The organism is Protofrankia sp. CiP1_Cm_nod1 (assembly GCF_920888515.1).
Taxonomy (GTDB): Bacteria; Actinomycetota; Actinomycetes; order Frankiales; family Frankiaceae; genus Protofrankia.
On the sequence record NZ_CAKKTM010000257.1, the window covers coordinates 1 to 18738 of the forward strand.

Below are 18738 nucleotides of genomic sequence, written 5' to 3' on the forward strand. Positions count from 1 at the left end.
GGCCGACCGCCTGCAGGTTGGGCGTCCTGCCGTCCGTCCCGGCCGGGCTGGCGGCGGTGGCCTGCCCGGCCAGCAGCGGCACGGTCCCCAGGGTGCCTGCCAACACGGCGGTGGCGAAGGCCGCTTTCAGCTTTCTACGCACAGTTGCTCCTTGGCTAGCTCATGCACCGGCAGCTCGCGTACCGGCGCGGCGCTGCGGGACACGTCGCCTCAACAGCGACGAGATGGCCAGACGACGACTTTCCGTAGCTGACTGGCCACGACATGAAGTAGACACGTAGAGCAACCACAAGTCAACTATCTGCCAACAAGGACGCTACAAACGGCGACTTCGCCCGGAGCGGGGCAACAGGCACAGCGGCACACGACCACACAGCGACACAGCGACACAGCGACACAGCGACACACGACGGCACAGCGGCCACGCCGTTCCAGACGGCAGCGACGGCTACACCGGCCGTGGCTCGACGCTGGCCCTGCCGCCCGGCCGGGACGCACCGCACGACACGCCGACGGATGGCACGCCGACGGATGGCACGCCGACGGATGGCACGCCGACGGATGGCACGCCGACGGATGGTGGGGCCGCGGTGGCCGCCGGCGGGTCCTATCCTCAGCCGAGCTCGGCGAGCCGCCCGTCGTCGATGCCGAAGTGATGGGCCACCTCGTGGATGACGGTCACCCGTACCTGCCCGACGACCTGTTCCTCGGTCCGGCCCAGGTCGCAGATCGACCGCCGGTAGATCGTGATCCGGTCCGGCAGCACCCCGCTGTACCAGTCGCCCCGCTGCGTCAGCGGTACCCCCTCGTAGAGCCCCAGCAGCCCCGGCGACGGCGGCTCGTCCTCGACAACGACCGCGATGTTGGACATCTGACGGCCGAGCTGCGGTGGCAGGCTGTCCAGCGCCTCGGCCACCAGGGCCTCGAAGCGCTGCCTGGACACCTCGACCACGTCGGTGAACCTACCTTCAGACGCCGTCCCGGCGCGGCGCCGCCATACCGCCGGGCACCGGCACGGGGAATGAACAGGCCTGGATGGACGTCGGCCGCCGGAGAAGATCGGCGTAATTTTGTCGTTGTGTACGCTTTTACGGCCAAAAAGCGTACACAACGACAAACTCTTCTGGATCATGGCCTGTGCGGGTGGTCGTGGATGGGCTCCGCGCTACCTGACCGGCGCTCCAGGGGGACGTCCAGGAGGACGTCCGGCGGACGCCCGGGGAACATTGTCCGGCGTCCACTGCTTCTCATGATGTAATTATGTAAGCGGGACAGGAGGCCGGGATGCAGGATCCGCTCGATGCCTACTCACAGGTCGTCACCCGAGTCGCCGCCACCGTCTCCCCCGCTGTCGCGAGCCTGCGGGTACGGACGCCGCGTGGCGAGGGAGCCGGATCCGCCGTGGTCTTCACCGATGACGGCTTCCTGCTCACCTCCGCCCACGTCGTCGACAGCGGACCGAGGCGCGCGGGACGGCAGACCGGCGGCGGCGCGGCGGGCATGGCCGAGTTCGCCGACGGCACCCACAGCGAAGTGGACGTGATCGGCGCCGATCCGCTCTCCGACCTCGCGGTGCTGCGGGCCCGTAGCGGCACGCCGGCCCCGGCGGCGCTCGGCGACGCCGACACGCTCTCCGTCGGTCAGCTCGTCGTCGCGGTGGGCAGCCCGCTGGGCCTGACCGGCAGCGTCACCGCGGGGGTCGTCAGCGCACTCGGCCGCTCCCTGCCCACCCGGGCCGGCGCCACCGTCCGCGTCATCGACGAAGTGATCCAGACGGACGCCGCGCTCAACCCGGGCAATTCCGGCGGCGCGCTGGTCACCGCCGACTGCCACGTCGTCGGGGTGAACACCGCCGTCGCCGGGATCGGGCTCGGGCTCGCCGTCCCGGTCAACGCCACCACCCGCCGCATCCTCGCCGCGCTCATGCGCGACGGCCGGGTACGGCGCGCCTACCTGGGGGTCGCCAGCACCCGGGCACCGCTGCCGCCACACCTGGCCGAGCGGTCCGGCCGGCGGCACGGGGTGCGGCTGGCCGAGGTCGTCGCGGGCAGCCCGGCCGGTCGCGCCGGCCTGTTCGCCGACGACCTGGTGCTCTCCGTCGCCGGGCAGCCGGTCGCCACCCCGGGGGATCTGCAACGGCTGATGACGGAGGACACCATCGGCCGCCCGCTCGAACTGACGGTGTGGCGGCGCGGCGCGCTCGTCGACGTCATCGTCGTCCCGCAGGAACTGGCACTCACCTGAGAAGATCGGCACGAGTTTGTCGCGGTGTACGCCGATATGGCAAAAATGCGCCTATACAGCCAGAATGTACTGATGCTGCCAGCATGCGCCAATACAGCCAGAATGCGCTGATACGGCCAGAAAACATGAACATACACGACAACAGACTCACGCCGGTCGCGGCCTGGTGGGCGAACGTCCGCGGGCGGCCGCCGGCCACCGGCCCGCCCAGGCGGGGACGGTGGCCGCCCGCGGACGGTGGCGCCCCGGGTGCCCGAGGGAGGGGGAGGCACCCAGGGCCGTCAGTGGCACCCAGCCGTCAGCCGCACGGGAACAGCTGGGCGTAGGTGCGGGCGCCGACTGTTCCGTCGGCCGCGAGGCCGTGCCGCCGCTGGTATTCCTTGACCACCCTGGTGGTCTGCGGGCCGAATATCCCGTCGACGGTGAGAGGATATCCGATACCGGTCAGCCGCCGCTGTACCGCGGCCACCTCGGTACGCATTTTGCTGCCGTTTCTCACGGTTGCCGTGGACGCTGGCAGCGAACAGTTCCGGGTGATGTAGCTGATCCCGCTGACGGGCGGGACAGGGGCGCTCGACCGCGTTGTCGACATGCTCGCCGGGCTGGCTTTCGCCGCTGCCGCGGCGGCGTTCCCCCGCGCCAGATGACGGCGGTAGGAACCGTTGGTGTAGGCGCTCCAGGCACGCACGCCCTGACTGTCGCACACCTTCTTCGCCGCCCACGCGTTGGTGGCCGGGTCGTACAGGTTCCGGCCCGCCAGCCAGCCCGTGTGGACCCGCGCGTTGATCTGCCAGAGCCCGCGGGAGTCCTCACCGTGCGCGTTACGCGCCCTGGCGTTGCCACCGGACTCCGCGAGCGCCACCGCCACCCAGGTGCCCAGCGGCACCCCTCGGCAGCTGGGCAGCCCCGCGTTCGCGGCGACACGGGCGATGGCCGTGTCGGCGACGACGGCGGGCCCGGACGGCCCGGCCGCGCTGGCCGGGGCCGCGGTCAGCATCATTCCGGCCGTCGTCCCGATGAGCCCGACGGTGCCCACCAATGCCGCGCCGTTGCACCGGCCGGGTTTTCTGTGTCTTCCCCTGGACATGATCAGTTTCTCATCCAAAAGTATCGTCGAAATGGCTCGTCAAATTCACTGGCGGCGCCAGGACAGCATTTCCTTCGAGCAGCCGACGGTTTGCTCTTCCCAGCGCGCCTGATCGACTGGAACACGTCGGGCAGACCGGGGCGCAGGCCGTCGACCGCATTCGTCCAGAAAATTTCCCGGTCATTTCCGGAGCGCTCCGGGAGAAGCACCGTGCGCTCCGGCCGGAATTTTCTGGATATCCGGCGCGGGACCCGCGCCGGACCTGCCCGGGGCTCCAGGAACAGTTACCCGGCAGTGGCCGGGAGAAATTTTCGCGGCGGCCGCCGGCTGTTGCCCGCGCTGTCCGCCCGGGGCACCCGAACACCCCGTGGCCGCCAGCCCGGCCCGGGCGGGCGGGTCACCTGATACGGCCGACCAGATGGCTGCCGGTGTAGACCTTCTGGAGCCGGACCACGGCCCCGGTGTGCGGGGCGGCCCACATCATCCCGTTCCCGGCGTAGATCCCTACGTGGTGGATGCCGCCCGGCCGGCCGAAGAAAATGAGGTCACCGGGCTGCCGGGCATTCTTCGATATCTTCTGGGAGGCGTTGTACTGCGCGTTGGCCGTCCGCGGGACGCTGCGGCCGAGCTGCTTGTAGATGTACTGGACGAGGCCGGAGCAGTCGAACGCCCGGGGCCCCTCGGCACCCCACACGTACGGCTTTCCGGCCTGCTTCGACGCCAGATAGACGAGTTTCGCCCCGAAACCACTGGTGGACGTCGAGAAACTCACCGGCTGCGCCGACAGCGTGCGCACGCCCGCGGCGGCGGCCGGCGACGAGGCCGCCGACCAGACGGCCGGGGTGATCGTGAAGGTAGCGGGCCGGGCAGCGGTCGTGCCGGCCGCGGTGGTCGTGCCGGCCGTGGCGGCGTCGGTCCACCCCGTCCCGCCCGTGCCCGCGCCACGGTCGTTCGCCAGGGCCGGTGCGGCCAGCCCGGAGAGGGCGACGGTACCGGTGGCCGCGGCGGCAACCGCGGTACGTGCCGATATCCGGCCGAGGGCGGAGCGGGTCGTGGGCGCGCGATGACGACCGCGCCTGGAACTGGGACTGGGATGACCTACGGCAGCCGGACCTGAATTCACCTGGTGTGCAGGCAACGATGATCCTTCCCATACGCCTGCGAGGTTAGCTGTCGGGTTCGGGCCGGGAAGCCCGGTCGACGCGCGGATACCTGCGCGGCCGACTTCACCCCAAGGACGGCCACCGTGGTGGCGACGTCCGGCGGAAAGGTGGGTCCCCCGCTTCTGTCCTGGCGATCGCTAGTCGGAAGACACCGGACCGTGGACAGAACTCGGCGTGCGGTCCGGTGCCGTTGAGAGCCCGGCCAACGTAGCGAACTACTTTTGGTAACCGCAAGCGGCGGTTTTCTCGGCATGTCGGCGCACAACACTCACCGTACGCATCATTTACGCGGGCCGTCCCAGGATGGCTGCCGGGACGGTACGAGCTGGCCGCAGCGTGATGGCGCTACACACCGCTCCCATGGTTAACCAGCGCGTATCGTGAAACGGCCGATGCGGACCGGCAACAACATTTTTTCCACCGTTGTGTTTCGCTGTCGGGCACAGCATTTGCACTGTCGGGCACAGCATTTGCACTGCCCGAAACAGCGTTTGCGCTGTCGGGCGCAGTGGATCGCCCGGGTGGGCCCACGGACCGCCGAAGCAACGCCACGAACCCGGACGTGCGCACGCCGCGGCCGGCGGCATGGCCAGCGCGGACGGCGCAGCGTCCGGGCATCAGTGACGCCCGGGCACCAGCGGGGCCGCCGGTCCGCCCCGGGCCAGGCAGGGCCCCGGGCGGAGCGGCGTCGGTCAGGACTCGACCCAGCCGCGCGCCTGCGCGAGGGTGGTCAGTCGCTGCCGTATCTGGCTTATCTGGCCGCCGGTCAGGGTCGGCACCGATTCGATGAGCGTCTCGGTCAGCAGATGCCGGAACTCCCCGACGGTGAGGACGTCGCACATGTCGTCGTCGTCGGCGCTCGAACGCCCGTTGACCACACCTGGGGAGACCACCGGATACACGGGCGCCGGACGGGCCGGAGCCCGGCGGATCAGACGGACGACCGAGGCCTTCGGGCCCCTGTCACTCTCCTCCGCCTCGAACTCCACCAGCGTTCCGGGCTGGAACAGGTGCTTCTCGTCCTGAAGATCGTTTGCGTGCATGAAAACGTCGTCGCCACCGGCATCGGGCGCTATGAAACCGTAGCCGCGAACCCCGTCGAAACGCAGAATTCTACCAGTACCCACCACATCTGCCCCTGTACAACCTCTGTGCCAACCAGCCCTGTACCAAGTGAACTGCACACCAGACGAACCTGTGTACAACCAAGCCCCAGGACCGCTCGCGCGACCGCAGGACCTGCTCACCGTCTCAGGTACGCCTACCCAGGTCAAGCCCGACACCCGGAGCGCGGAACGACCGACAGCGGCCGATGGGGAACGAGCGCGGATACACCGGGGCGGAACGGCCGACCAGCTGACCAGCTGACCGGCCGGCCGGCCCCCGGAAGCGCCCCGGGGGCCAGCCGGCCGTCGACGTCATGGTCACAAGCCGCGGATCCGTGTCCTTACGGTCTACGCCGGGTCACCGGCGGCGTGGACGGCGGCCAGGCTCTGCCTGGCGGCGTCGACCACCGCCCGCGGGGTGAAACCGAATCTGGTCTGCAGGTCCCGCAGCGGGGCGGACGCGCCGAAGGTCCGCATCCCGATGATCACCCCGTCCGGGCCGGCGTACCGTTCCCAGCCGAGCGTGGCGGCCTGCTCGACCACGACCCGCGCGCGGACCGCCGGCGGCAGCACCTGCTCGCGGTACCGCGCGGGCTGCCGCTCGAACAGCTCCCAGGACGGCAGGCTGACCACCCGGGCGCGCACCCCCTGCGCGGCCAGCTCCTCATGGGCGGCCAGGGCCAGGTGCACCTCGCTGCCGGTACCGATCAGGATCACCTCGGGGTCGCCGTCGGCGGGGTCGGCCAGCACGTAGCCGCCGCGGGCGAGCCCGGCGGCGTCGGCGTAGCGGGCCCGGTCCAGCGTCGGCAGCGCCTGCCGGCTCAGGACGAGCGCGGCCGGCTCCTGCTCCAGGCCCATCACCACCCGCCACGCCTGCGCGACCTCGCCCGCGTCACAGGGGCGGATCACCAGCAGGCCGGGGACGGCCCGCAGCGAGGCGAGCTGCTCGACCGGCTGGTGCGTCGGCCCGTCCTCCCCGACCCCGATGGAGTCATGGGTGAACACGTGGATGACCGGCAGCTCCATCAGCGCGGACAGCCGCAGGGCGCCGCGGGCGAAGTCGGAGAAGATCAGAAAGGTCGACCACAGCGGCCGCAGCCCGGACAGGGACAGCCCGTTGGCCACCGCGGCCGACGCGTGCTCGCGGACGCCGAAGTGCAGGTTGCGCCCACCCGGGCTGGCGGCCTGGAAGTCCCCGGCGCCGTCGACGGTCAGCCGGGTCTTCGTCGACGGGGCGAGATCGGCGGAGCCGCCGACCAGCCAGGGCACCCGGGCAGCGACGGCGTTGAGGACCTTCCCGGAGGAGTCCCGGGTGGCCAGGCCCTTGCCGTCGGCGGGGAAGACGGGGATGTCGGCGTCCCAGCCGTCGGGCAGCTGCCCGCCCCACAGCAGGTCGAGCTGGCCGGCGAGATCGGGATGTGCCTCCCGGTAGCGGCCGAGCAGGGCCAGCCAGCTGTCCCGCTCGGCCCGGCCCCGCTTGCCGACACCGGCGGCGAAGTGCTCGTACACCCCGTCGGGGACGAGGAAGCGGGCCTCCGGCGGCCAGTTGTAGAACCGCTTCGTCGCCCGGATCTCCTCCTCCCCCAGCGGCTCCCCGTGCGCGGCGGCGGTGCCCTGCTTGGTCGGGGCGCCGAAGGCGATCTGGCTGTCGACGATGATCAGGGTCGGGCGGTGCGGCTCGCGGCGGAACGTCTCGAAGGCGCGGCCCAGGGCCGTGCGGTCGTTGGCGTCACCGACCCGGGTGACGTTCCAGCCGTAGGCGATGAACCGGGTGGCCACGTCCTCGGTGAACGCCAGGTCGGTGCCGCCCTCGATGCTGATGTGGTTGTTGTCGTAGATCCAGCACAGGTTGGCCAGCCCCAGGTGGCCGGCCAGCGACGCCGCCTCGGCCGCGACCCCCTCCATCAGGTCGCCGTCACCGCACAGCGCGTACACGTCGTGGTCGAACACGTCGAAGCCGGGCCGGTTGAAGCGCGCCGCCAGCCAGCGCCCGGCGATGGCCATGCCCACCGCCGTCGCCGCGCCCGTGCCCAGCGGCCCGGTGGTCGCCTCCACCCCGGACGTCCAGCGGTACTCCGGGTGGCCGGGGCACTTCCCGTCCAGCTGGCGGAAGCGTCTGATGTCGTCGAGGGTGACCGCCGGCCCGCCGGGCGTCTCATAGGTGGGGCCGACCGCCCGGACACCGGCCAGGTGCAGCATCGCGTACAGCAACGCCGACGCGTGCCCCGCCGACAGCACGAACCTGTCCCGGTTCGGCCAGGAGGGATCGTCGGGGTCGAAGCGCAGGAACTCCTGCCACAGCGTGTAGGTCACCGGTGCCATGGCCATCGGGGTGCCCGGGTGCCCGGAGTTCGCGGCCTGCACCGCGTCCATACACAGTGTGCGGATCGTCGCGACGCACAGATCGTCCGTGTCGGTGATGGCCGGCTGTTCGGTGGGCGTCATGTACATCCTTTGTGTCGGATAGGACGCCCACAACGTCCGTCGCAGGCGCTTGCGGGTCCACGCCCTAGATCGTATCCAGCGGTGACGGATCTCCGGTGGGCGTCGGGGCCGTGCGGGCGCCGCTGTGGCCTTGCTCCCGCGCTCTCGTTTCCCGGCTCCGATGTCAGGAGAGAACGTACCGGCCGACGGCGTCACTACGGTGACCGTACGTACACGCGGGTACGTCCGCGCGGACGGAGACGCAGACGCGGGGGACCGGGCGGGAAGCTGTCAGCGAGGCTGCCCGCCGGCCGTGTGGTCCGGCCCGTCGGCGAGGCCACCGAAGGCGGCGAGGCCCCCGAACGCCCTGGTCAGCTCGCTGGGGACGATCCAGACCTTGTTCGCCTCGCCCGCGGCGATGCGCGGCAGGGTCTGCAAGTACTGGTAGGCGAGCAGTTTCTGGTCGGCGTTGCCGGCATGGATCGCCCGGAACACCGTGGTGATGGCCTCCGCCTCGCCCTGCGCGGCGAGGATCTTCGCCTGCCGCTCTCCCTCGGCGCGCAGGATCGCGGCCTGTTTCTCACCCTCGGCGCGCAGGATCTCGCTCTGCTTGACGCCCTCCGCCGACAGGATCGCCGCCCGGCGGTCCCGCTCGGCGCGCATCTGCTTCTCCATCGAGTCCTGGATCGACGCCGGCGGGTCGATGGCCTTGAGCTCCACCCGGTTGACCCGGATGCCCCACTTGCCGGTCGCCTCGTCGAGCACACCGCGCAGCCTGGTGTTGATCTCATCACGGGAGGTCAGGGTCTGCTCCAGGTTCAGACTACCGATCACGTTGCGCAGCGTCGTGACAGTGAGCTGCTCGATCGCGCTGATGACGTCGGCGATCTCGTAGGTGGACGCGCGCGGGTCGGTGACCTGGAAGTAGATCACCGTGTCGATGCCCACGACGAGGTTGTCCTCGGTGATCACCGGCTGCGGCGGGAAGGTCACCACCTGCTCGCGCAGGTCGACGCGTTCACGGATCCGGTCCACGACGGGGATGACGAGGGCCAGGCCCGGGGTGAGGGTCCGGTGGTACCGGCCCAGCCGCTCGACCACGACCGCCCGGGCCTGCGGCACAACCCGCACCGCCCGGCTGAGAAAAACCAGCAGCACCAGCAGAACGACCGCGGTGGCGATCAGCCCGGTCATCGACGCCTCCCCGGTCCCAAGGCCCGCTACAGCTGCGCGGGGTGGACGATGGCCGTGGCGCCGTCGATGCGCAGCACGCGCACGCTCGTGCCCGGTTCAAGGACCTGACCGTCGATCGTCGCGCGGGCCGACCATATCTCACCGCGAATCCTGACCCGGCCGTCACCGTCACCGTTAACGGGCTCAAGGACGACACCGGTCATGCCGATCAGCGCGTCGGTACCGGTCGCGACGGCCGGCGCCTGGTGCAGGTGACGGCGCGCGACCGGCCGCAGCCCGAGCAACAGCACCACGGAGGTGGCGGCGAACGCGACAAGCTGGATGGGCAGCGGGCCGCCGGCCCCGGCGGCCGCGCCCGCCACCAGGGCCGCGAGCGCGGTCATCCCGAGAATGAGGGCAAGGGTAAGCATCTCGCCCACGCCAAGAACGCCTGCGATCACCAACCACCACAGCCACGGCGGCATGACCATCATGCTATCCACGATCCGGCCCAGGGCGTAAGGGCTGGCATCCAGCCGACACCCGGCTCCCGCGGCTCCCGCGGGTACTTCTCGGTGCCGGCACGACCAAGCACGTCTCCTTCCGCCAGGACGCATCCTGGCTTCAGGGCCGCCACCGGACCCGGGGGGCCTCACCCCGGCCGGCGGGGTGGGGTGGGTGGCCCGCCGACCCGTAACGGCCCGCTGGGCGGCACGGGAATGCCGTGCGTGCCGGGGAGCACCACCCGCGAGCCGCAGTTGGCACAGCTGAAGCGGGTGGAGGCCGCGCCCGACGCGGTCACGGTGGGCTCGGGGCCGAGCAGCTCGTGCTCTCCCTGGCAGGTGACGCAGTAGCCGGCGCCCGCCGGGCTCTCGCCGGGCACCGGTTCCGGGCGGCCGGGCAGGCACAGCCCGCCAGCGGGCGGTGGCGGCAGCCGGGGGGTCTCGTCGATGTCGTAGGCCACCTGCCAGTTCGTCACCGTCAGCTCACCGGGCGAGGCAGCGATGAACGTGACGGGTACCTCGGTGACCATGACGGCCTCCAACGTCACCCGGCGCAGCCCTAGCACGGACCCCGCAGGCAGGACGACGCGCACCTGCGCCGCGTCCGCGCCGGGAGGGGCCGTACCGATCCTGACCTGTGGGACGGCCGCCGAGGACGGCAGCGGCACCGACAGTACCGCCCCGGTCGGGCTCCCGGCCGCCGACCAGACAACCTCCGCCGACGGCACCGCGGCGGCGCCGGCCGGAGCCGCCGCGTCGATCAGGAGCCGGTACGGGCGGCCGGCCTGCACGCTCGCCCGCTGCGCGAGCGTCACCACGACCGCCGCGCCGTTGACCAGGCTCAGATGATCCGCCGCGGAGGTGGCGTCGAACCCGGCCGGAGCCGGTGGGCTGAGCTCCCAGCCGACCAGCACGTCGTCATCGAACATCAGGTCCGCGTTGGTCAGCACACTCTCGGTGGCGCGCAACGAGACCTGGTCCACCGCTGCCACCACTCCGGCCGGCGCCCGCAACCGCAGTTCCACCTGTTCGGCGCCGGCGGGGGAGGTCAGGACGGCGTGATGTGTCCGCAGCCGCGGCTGTACCCCGACCGCCGGATCCTCGCCGGAGCGCGCCACCGTTGTCGTGAGCCCGGCCGCGGCCTCATCCGTGGGCCGCTCCCGGATCGGCACCTCGTCCGTGCGCTCGACCGTGCAGCCGGCCGCGCGCCAGTGCAGCTCGGCGGCCGCGCCCGCGGCCGAGGCCGAGGCCGTGAACGTCAGTTCGTACCGGCATCCGCCCGAAACGGGCATGACCTGGGCCAACGCCGACGTCGCGATGAGCTGCGGCTCATCGTCGCCCGGTGCGCGGGCCAGCTCGTCACCGCCCGGGGCTTCGGCACCGATCATCGCTGCCCGGCCGCCCGGCGGCAGGCAGCAGGGCCGGACGACGCCAGCCGTGACCACCCAGTCCTCGGGCACCAGGGTGCCGATGGTCAGCACGGTGAACCTGTCCGGGGTCTGCGGGGCCGTCGGGGTCTGCGGGGCCGTCGGGGTCTGCGGGGCCGTCGGGGTCTGCGGGGCCGTCGGGGTCTGCGGGGCCGTCGGGGTCTGCGGGGCCGTCGGGGTCTGCGGGCCGGTGGCTGGAGCTTCGGGCAGCGCACCTTCGGGCAGCAGCAGGTCCGCGACATACAGCCGCTCACCGTCCGGGGTGATCACGCAGTCCGCGGGCCCGCCACCGACCGCCACCCGGTCCACGACGCGGGACCGTGTCAGGTCCACGACCGCCACGGCATCGGCGGTGCGCAGGGTGACGAAGGCATGGCGTCCGTCCCCACTGACCGCGACGCCCGACGCCCTCGAGCCGTCGCGGCCGCTGTCCGGGCGCAGGCTCAACCGGTTACGCACCACCGCGGACGTCAGGTCGACGACGCTCAGCGCGGCCCCGGAGTGCACGACGGCGGCGGTCCTGCCGTCCGCGGTGAGCGCGCATCGAATCGCCCCGTCGTCCAGCGGGATCGGCCCGCCGCGGACAGCCAGCCGCGCCAGGTCGATCGCGACCAGCGCGCAGCCGTGCTCCCCGCTGGTCAGAACCCACAGCGTCAAGCCGTCGGGGCTGACCGCCAGATCGACGGGGGGATCATCCAGCACCGCCTCGGCGCCCCACAGCTTGCCCTCCCCGCCCGGGGCCTCGCCGGCGCGGACATCGGACGCCGCCACGGCGACGACGCTGTGCGCGACCGCGGCCTCTGCGCCACCGGCTCCCCCACCGCCTTCAGCTCCCCCACCGCCTTCAGCGCCGCCGTCGGCACCAGCGTCGGCACTGCGCGTACCGGCCAGGTAGAGAGTGGTTCCGTCCGGGGAGGCAGCCACCGCCGTCAGTCCGCCGTGGGCCAGCGTGACAGGCGTGGTCCGGTCGCCCTCGACGTCCACTGTCACCAGCTTCTGGCCGTCCAGCAGAACGTAGCCGTAGCGCCCGCCGGGGTCGGCGGCCAAGCCGTCCAGCGAACCGGCCGCCGGCAGCGTGAAAGGATCACGCTGCCGGCGGGCCTCCATGCGGTCGGGGAAGACGTCGAGCACGGCCACCTCGGGGAGAATCCTCAGCACCGCCAGATTCCCGGCCGGTGCGCCACCCGCGGCAAAGGCGCGGCAGCCGCCCGCGGCGACCGCGATCCGCCGCACCGGGAAGCCGGCAACCACGACCCGGGAGCCGTTCGGCAGGTCCGCCGTCCGGTTCCAGCGGGTGAAGCCGCCGTTGCGCACGTGCTCACCGCTCGGGCAGCCCTGGGCTTCCGGTGCCGCGGCCAGGGCCGCGTTGACACCGCCGATGATTTCTTCGGCGTTCAGGTCGATCTCCACCCGGCCCAGCGGGGCGAGCCGTTGCAGGCCGACCCGGTGGGCCGCCGCGCCTTCCCCTACCTGAAGCTCCACCGGCATCGTGAACCGGGCGGGGACGATGCGCAGCCGGAACAGCGCGGCAGCGGGCTCGGCACCGGCGACGCCCACCGGTCGCCATGACAGCCCGCCGTCCAGGCTGCGCTGGGTCGCCGGGCCGGCCGACGTGGCCGAGCCGACAGAAGCCGACGGAGCTGCCGGGCCGGTCGGTCTCGCCGGGCCTGCCGGGGTGGCCGGGGTGGCCGGGGTGGCCGGATTCGCCGGGGTGGCCGGGGCGCTCTGGGCGGTAGCGGCGGGTAACACCGCCCAGGCCGCTTCCCCGTGCTCGATCTGGAGCGTCAGCCAGTACCGGCGCCCGGCGTGGAAGGTGAACGCCGCATCCAGCCCGGCGCTGACCCACTGCGTCTCCTCGGCGACGCCACGTTCGAGTTCCACCGTGACCGGACGGGGCAGCAACGGCTCGTTCCAGGGTTTGCCGTCGGTGTCGGCGACAACGTTGAGCAGCACCGTCGCGGTCGGCGTCCCCGCCGCCACGAGCAGGTCGACGGCCGTGACCACCAGATCGTCGGCGACCACGACCGGGCAGGCCAGGGACACGTCCGCGGTCAGCGGCAGGACACCGGCCGGGCTGACCGCCCCGGTCGGACCATGGCCGACCCGGGAGGCGGCGAAGGCGCCGGTCGCCGTCGAACGCGCGCGGGCGGGTACCAGCCGGGCGCCGGCCGGAACCGACAGGCGCAGCGGCACCGCACCGGGCCGCGGCAGGCCCGCGTAGCCGTAGGTGACGGTGGCCTCGGTGATGCCGCCGGGAAGAACCGCGGCAGCCACGGTGAACTCCACCGCGAGTTCCAGATCCAGCCGGCAGAGGGTGTCCGAGTGGACCGTCAGCGGCAGCCGGTAGAACCCGTCCTCGACCTCGGCGGTGGCGAGCGCCGCCTGCAGCGCGGCGGCGACGTCCGGGGTGCTCTCGCGGCGGACCAGCTCGCCGGGACGGGACCACAACGCCGGTTGTGAGCCGGCCCGCGCCACGAGGTTGGACGGTGTCGATCGCAGGGTCACCAGGCTGACCGCCAGCGGCCCGCCCTTGCGGGTGATCTTGAATCTGGCCGCGGCCAGCCCGGGGACGGCTCCGTCGGCGGCCAGCGTGAGCACCCCGGCGAGGTGATCGTCCGGGATCAGCGGCGCCCCCCGGTCGTTCAGCCGTATGTAGACGCCGCCGAGGTCGACCTGCAGCTCGGCACCGGTCAGGTCGCCGCCGCGGATGCGGGTCAGGGTGCGCCGCTGGTGGAAGTCCAGCTCGGCCCACCGGAGGGTGGCCGTGCCGCCGCTGGACCGGGTCGCCCCCCAGGTCCCGGTGTCGCCGGTGAACGCGATGACCTCCTCGAACAACGGCGCGCCGGGTGCGGCGACGGGAGTGAGCGTGAGCACGGCGGAGCTGATCCGCGCTCCCGCCGGGATCGACCGCAGCCACACGGTGCGGTCGCCCTCGAAAGGCACACCGGCACCGTCGAAACGCTCACTCCGTCGCATCGTCCCAGACCCTCGGCTCGTTCAGCTCATCCGGCTCGTTCGGGCTTCCGGCTCGCGCGGACCGCACGCCAGGTCAGACCTTCAGCAGGACGAGGACCTTCAGGTGCTCCGTGGGGAAGTCCGTGGGGGGGCTGGCGGGCAGCTGCGGGGCCTTCAGCAGGGTCAGCCCGATCGACTGCAGGCCGAACTGGACCACCTGGACCTCCGACGGCGCGGGCGGGGGCAGGACCGAGGTGCCTTCCTGCTCGCCGGTGCCCGTGAGGTTGAGCGTCAGCCGCGGACGCATCTGGAAGTAGATGTTGTCCCAGTCCCGGGAGAGCTGCCGGACGGTCCGGCGCTCGCCGCAGCAACGGTCGAACCACGGGGAGTGGAAGTACTGGTCGTCGTCGAACCGGTCGTTCGGGGCGGCGTTGAACCTGCTCCAGAACTCGCTCTCCACCTCGCTGAGCGTGGCGTCCTCCGGCGTCTCGACACCGTACAGCTCCAGCATGTGACGCCACGGAATGTGGTACGGATGCCCGGCGACGGGATCGACGTCCACCGACTCCAGATCGCTGGCCGGGGTGTTCTCCGGCCGGAAGCGGATCCGGCTCTCGCTGCTGTGATGCAGGTAGAACGTTGCCAACGGGTTGAAGACGTGCCCGTCCTCGGAGGCGACGACCCGGAAGTAGTCCAGCTGGAAGACGCTCACCAGCGGCCAGGCGCCCAGCCGGTGGTCGATCACCGATTCCTTGCCGACTTCGAGGCGGCGCAGGACGCTGAGGTAGCCGGTGCGCTTGGGCAGCTGGCGCTGCACGTACTCCAGGACCTGCGCGGCGAGAGCGTCCGGGGTCAGGCCGGCGAGCTTCTCGGCGTCCTGGGCCTGCGCGACCCTGGTCAGGCCATCGATGGCAGCCTTGATCTGATCACCGATGTCCTTCTTGATCAACAGTTGGAGCCGTATCGAGTCGCCCGCTGTGATCAGGTCACCGGGGTTGTAGCTGACGTAGGGAGTGTTCTGGTCGGTCACGGGTTGCTCCGGGGGTCGAAGGTGGACGGGTGGGGCTCGACAGGCCGGCGGTCAGAGCTCAGAGCTCAGGTGTCGCGGGCCGGGGCCCGCCGCGATCACGGGTGACGGCCACCCGGACACCGGCGGCCTTCGCCTCGGTGACGCCGAGCGGGGACGGCTCGATCGTGGCGCGGCCGGTGAGCGACGCGGCCGGCCCGGCGACGATCGCCCGCGCCGACTCGAACCGGGCACCGTCCGTGGCCACCGACACGTCGAACCGGGCCGGGCCGGCCGGCCGGGCACTGACATTGATCAGGTTTCCGGCCGGACCGTTCTCGCGCGCCCGCAGGAGGATGAAGCCCTCCGCTCCCTGCTCGCGCAGGTAGAGCCGAGCGTGCTCCGGCCCGGAGCCGCCGCTGAGATAGCGCGGGGCGCGAAACGGCAGGGCCTGGGCGGTGAAACCGATCGGCACCGTCCGTACCGTCTCGGCCCGCAGCAGCACCGAGCGCGCGTTGACGAGCTCGACGAGGTTGTCGTCGTCGCCCGGTGGCTCGGTGACGGCGCGCTCGTACAGCTCGGGCCGGTCGGGGTCGCTGGCGAACCTGGCCTCGCCGAACCGGGCGCCGAACCGGGCCGGGAGATCCGCGGGCAGGTTGACCTCGAAGGCACCCGGGGTGTGCCGGGGCCAGCTGAAGATCCAGCCGGATGGTGGACCGGCGGGCCCGCCCGCGGCGAAGGTCTCCCGGGCCGGCTCACCGTCCAGCGCATACCCGCTGACGTCGAAGATGGCCGGCCAGCGGCACGGCCCACCGGCGAAGCGGTCCGCGGACAGGTCGTCCGGGGCGGTCCGCGGACCGGCGAACACGGCGCTGTCGAGGCGGCTGCCGGTGCATTCGAGCACCTGCCACCGGCTGCGGCCGCGTTCGAGGAGCAGGGCGTCGCCCTTGCGCTCCCGGCGGACGCGGGCGAGCCGCGAGGGCCGCTCGCCGTTGGTCACCTGCCACGCGAACGAGGACCCCGAACCGGCCGCCAGCTCCCCTATGGTGACGTCCAGGTAGCGCTCGGCGTCGGCGGTGCCGGTGCCGGCGGATGCGGTGCCGCCGTCGGCGGGGGCGTCCGGGCGCAGCGTCACGTCGAACCGCCGGGACAGGGCGGTCACCAGGACGAACGGCGGATCCGCGCGGTGGAGGACACCGGCCACCCCGACCACCGCCCCCGCGTGCTCGGCAAGTGACACCTCGCCGCCCGGCCGCGCCGCGACCAGACGGCGGCCGCCGGCACCCGCCAGCGCCCAGCCGTCCTCATCGTCGGTCCGCACCAGCTGAGCGGTCAGCTCCACCGGGTCCCCGTCCGGACGGTCGGCGTCGAAGCCGCTGGTACTCAGGGCAGCCGGGGACACCTCCACGCTCAGCCCGGTAACCTTGGGCAGCACCTGGTCGACGGCCGGCGCCCAGGGGTTGTCCAGCTGCAGGCCACCAGCGGGCACGCCGCGCGGACCGGTCCACGGCGCGGCGAGGCTCGGCACCCGGGCCCACGCCCCGAGGTGTCCGGCCCGCAGCTCGCCGGGCGCCACCGCGACCGGTTCCGCTCCCGCCGGCGCGGCAACCCGGGCCCGCACGAAGCCGTCCGGCGCCCGCCACAGGGTCAGCGCCTCCCCGGCTGCCAGCGGGCGCAGCAACGCGACGATCCGGCCCGAGTCACGTTCGATCAGGGCCGGCCCGCCGTTGCCGTGCGGCGCCTCGACCCGCACCGTCAGCCAGGTGTCGCCGGCACCGTCGTTGTCGAGGGTCACCTGGTCACCGTGGTGCAGCCAGCTGGTCGGCAGCGTCCGCTGGACCGGCGGGTATTCGACGACCTCCAGGCTGCGCGGCGGGAGGATCTCCAGCCGGCTGCCGGGGCCGGTGGTCGGCGAGGTCAGCCGCAGCCGCTGGTCCGCGGTTGCCGACACCACCCCCGGCAGCGCCGCGTCGATGGCCGCGACCACCTCCGCGAGAGTGGTCTGGGCCGGCGCCGCGCCCGCGACGTCGATCTCCCGCGGCGATCCGCCGTCGACCCGCAGCAGCAGCTTGGAGCGCAGCGCCAGGTCGGCCGGCGCCAGCAGGTCGACCGTACCGGTGATCACAGCCGGCTGGGCGGCGGCCCCCCTGGTCTGCGCCGGCACCTCCGGCCCGAAGAGCAGGGCGCGGGCGTCACCGCCGGTGTATGCCGGGACGGCGATGCGGCCCGCCGTCCCGGCCAGCCCGGATTCCAGCACCAGCCGGTTGTCGACGACGGAGGCCACCAGGTCCGGCAGGGCGGAGGTCAGGGCCGCCACCACGTCGGCGGCCCCGACCTGTCCGGGGTCGGCGGCCTGCGCGGCGCAGTCCACGGTCGCCTCCGGCCGGCCGTCCACCGACAGCACGAGATAGCGGGCACGGCGCAGGTCCAGCGCCCCGCCGACGTCGGCGCGCCCGGTGATCCTGGCCCGCTCGGCCTCGCCGCCGTGGTAGGTGCGCGCCGTGACGCCGAGGACCGCCGCGGTCGCGTCGGTGACGTCCGCGCCCTCGGGCGTTTCGATGCGCAGCCGGGCGCCCGGCCCCCGGCTGGGCGAGACCAGCGCCAGGTGCGTCCCGTCGTGGGAGGCGACGCTGCCGCCGAGCGCCACGTTCACCGTCGAGGCCAGGGCACCCAGGGAACGCCGGCCGCCCTGGTCGCCGGTGAGCGCGATCTGCACGGGATCGGCATGGTCGACGCCGATCCGCAGCGCCGCGTGCGGCGGCAGCTCCACCCCGGCGCTCAGGTCGCTGACGCCGACGAAGGCGACCCCGCCGGCGTCCCGGCCACGGGCGGACATCTCGGTCTCGCCGAGCAGCAGCCGCCGCGCGTCCTGGGCCTGGGGCACCTCGAAGGCGATCCGGCTGCCCGGACCGGCCGTCGGTGACAGCAACGTCAGCCGGTGGCCGTCGTGCATGGCGACCGGCGGCGGCTGGCCGATCAGCGGCCGGCCCGCTCGGGGCCGGTCCGGCGCCGGCTCGGCGGGCGACGACTCAGCCGGCACCGACACAGCCGGCACCGACACGGCCGTCGGGGACACGGCGGTCGGGGACACGGCGGTCGGGGACAGGGCCGCGTTCAGGCGTGCGACGATCTCGTCCAGGACGGTGGCCCGCGGCCGCGATCCGGCGCAGTCGACGTCCACCGGCGGGGAATCGTCGACGGCGATCCGCAGGTAGCGGGCTGTCGACAGGTCGACACCGGGACGCAGGTCGACGGCGCCGGTCACGGCGGCCCGGCTCGCGTCGTCGCCGCGGGCGTCGGCCCGCTCGACACCGAACAGGGTGATAGCCGCCTCGCCGGTGACAAACGCCCGGGTGACGAACCGCCGTCGGCGTTCGACGGAGACCCCGCGCACCGCCAGCCGGCTGCCGCCGCCGGGCCGGCGGGAACGCAGCACCAGGTGCTCACCGTCATGGGTGGCGACATCGGCGTCCCGACCGCCCGCGGAACCCGCACCGCCGGCGCCGCCGGCAGCCCCCGCGGCGGTGGCGGCGTCCGCGGCCAGCGCCTGGTTGATCCGGTCGACCAGGTCGTCCAGGGACAGCCGCCGAGCGCCGTCGCCGCGCAGGTCGACCTGGACGAACCGGCCGCCGTCGACGGCGAGCTCGAAC

General features: G+C 72.8%; 12 protein-coding genes and 1 riboswitch. Of the genes, 2 read left to right on the forward strand and 10 right to left on the reverse strand.

Translation table 11 applies throughout. The annotated features are described in order from the left end of the window. Positions 1 to 613: 613 nt before the first annotated feature. Positions 614 to 952 carry a metallopeptidase family protein gene (locus NBX02_RS11810; RefSeq protein ID WP_250291325.1) on the reverse strand — a complete coding sequence of 113 codons (339 nt, stop codon included), beginning with the start codon at positions 950 to 952 and terminating at the stop codon, positions 614 to 616. Between the two features lie 332 nt (positions 953 to 1284). On the opposite strand from NBX02_RS11810, the gene NBX02_RS11815 reads away from it, so the two are divergent. Then, positions 1285 to 2244, forward strand: a complete 960-nt coding sequence (locus NBX02_RS11815; RefSeq protein ID WP_250280497.1) for a trypsin-like peptidase domain-containing protein — start codon at positions 1285 to 1287, stop codon at positions 2242 to 2244. Positions 2245 to 2542: 298 nt separating this feature from the next. Here the strand turns inward: NBX02_RS11815 and NBX02_RS11820 are convergent, their stop codons facing one another. Then, positions 2543 to 3331, reverse strand: coding sequence for a peptidoglycan-binding protein (locus NBX02_RS11820; RefSeq protein WP_250280500.1), 789 nt, complete (start codon positions 3329 to 3331; stop codon positions 2543 to 2545). 397 nt (positions 3332 to 3728) lie between these two features. After that, positions 3729 to 4103: a C40 family peptidase gene (locus NBX02_RS11825; protein ID WP_445548386.1), complete on the reverse strand. Its 375-nt coding sequence runs from the start codon at positions 4101 to 4103 to the stop codon at positions 3729 to 3731. On the opposite strand from NBX02_RS11825, the gene NBX02_RS11830 reads away from it, so the two are divergent. Continuing rightward, entirely contained in the window at positions 4084 to 4398 is a 315-nt protein-coding gene (locus NBX02_RS11830; protein ID WP_250280502.1) for a hypothetical protein, read from the forward strand. The genes NBX02_RS11825 and NBX02_RS11830 overlap by 20 nt on opposite strands. A 73-nt stretch (positions 4399 to 4471) precedes the next feature. Further along, positions 4472 to 4637, reverse strand: a riboswitch (cyclic di-AMP (ydaO/yuaA leader). A 549-nt stretch (positions 4638 to 5186) separates the two neighbouring features. Here NBX02_RS11830 and NBX02_RS11835 read toward each other — a convergent pair. The 7 genes from NBX02_RS11835 to NBX02_RS11865 form a co-directional block, all read right to left on the reverse strand. Beyond that, positions 5187 to 5624 (reverse strand): cold-shock protein, encoded by a 438-nt coding sequence (locus NBX02_RS11835; protein ID WP_250280503.1) that lies wholly within the window; start codon positions 5622 to 5624, stop codon positions 5187 to 5189. A 324-nt stretch (positions 5625 to 5948) separates the two neighbouring features. Then, a complete protein-coding gene (tkt, locus tag NBX02_RS11840; RefSeq protein ID WP_250280506.1) occupies positions 5949 to 8045 on the reverse strand; it encodes a transketolase in 2097 nt (698 codons plus the stop codon). Between the two features lie 270 nt (positions 8046 to 8315). Beyond that, entirely contained in the window at positions 8316 to 9218 is a 903-nt protein-coding gene (locus tag NBX02_RS11845) for an SPFH domain-containing protein (protein ID WP_250280509.1), read from the reverse strand. A gap of 26 nt (positions 9219 to 9244) precedes the next feature. After that, entirely contained in the window at positions 9245 to 9628 is a 384-nt protein-coding gene (locus NBX02_RS11850; protein ID WP_445548387.1) for an NfeD family protein, read from the reverse strand. A 221-nt stretch (positions 9629 to 9849) separates the two neighbouring features. Further along, positions 9850 to 14103, reverse strand: coding sequence for a hypothetical protein (locus NBX02_RS11855; RefSeq protein ID WP_250280511.1), 4254 nt, complete (start codon positions 14101 to 14103; stop codon positions 9850 to 9852). A 73-nt stretch (positions 14104 to 14176) separates the two neighbouring features. Continuing rightward, on the reverse strand, positions 14177 to 15112 hold the full coding sequence (locus tag NBX02_RS11860; RefSeq protein WP_250280513.1) for a hypothetical protein: 936 nt from the start codon (positions 15110 to 15112) through the stop codon (positions 14177 to 14179). 58 nt (positions 15113 to 15170) lie between these two features. Further along, the coding region (locus NBX02_RS11865) for a hypothetical protein (protein WP_250291327.1) at positions 15171 to 18738 on the reverse strand (3568 nt) is incomplete at its 5' end.

Coding starts and splice junctions, on each gene's coding strand:
- NBX02_RS11855 (WP_250280511.1), bottom strand. CDS start 14,103: ATGCGACGGAGTGAGCGTTTCGACGGTGCCGGTGTGCCTTTCGAGGGC.
- NBX02_RS11850 (WP_445548387.1), bottom strand. CDS start 9,628: ATGCTTACCCTTGCCCTCATTCTCGGGATGACCGCGCTCGCGGCCCTG.
- NBX02_RS11815 (WP_250280497.1), top strand. CDS start 1,285: ATGCAGGATCCGCTCGATGCCTACTCACAGGTCGTCACCCGAGTCGCC.
- tkt (WP_250280506.1), bottom strand. CDS start 8,045: ATGACGCCCACCGAACAGCCGGCCATCACCGACACGGACGATCTGTGC.
- NBX02_RS11820 (WP_250280500.1), bottom strand. CDS start 3,331: ATGTCCAGGGGAAGACACAGAAAACCCGGCCGGTGCAACGGCGCGGCA.
- NBX02_RS11845 (WP_250280509.1), bottom strand. CDS start 9,218: ATGACCGGGCTGATCGCCACCGCGGTCGTTCTGCTGGTGCTGCTGGTT.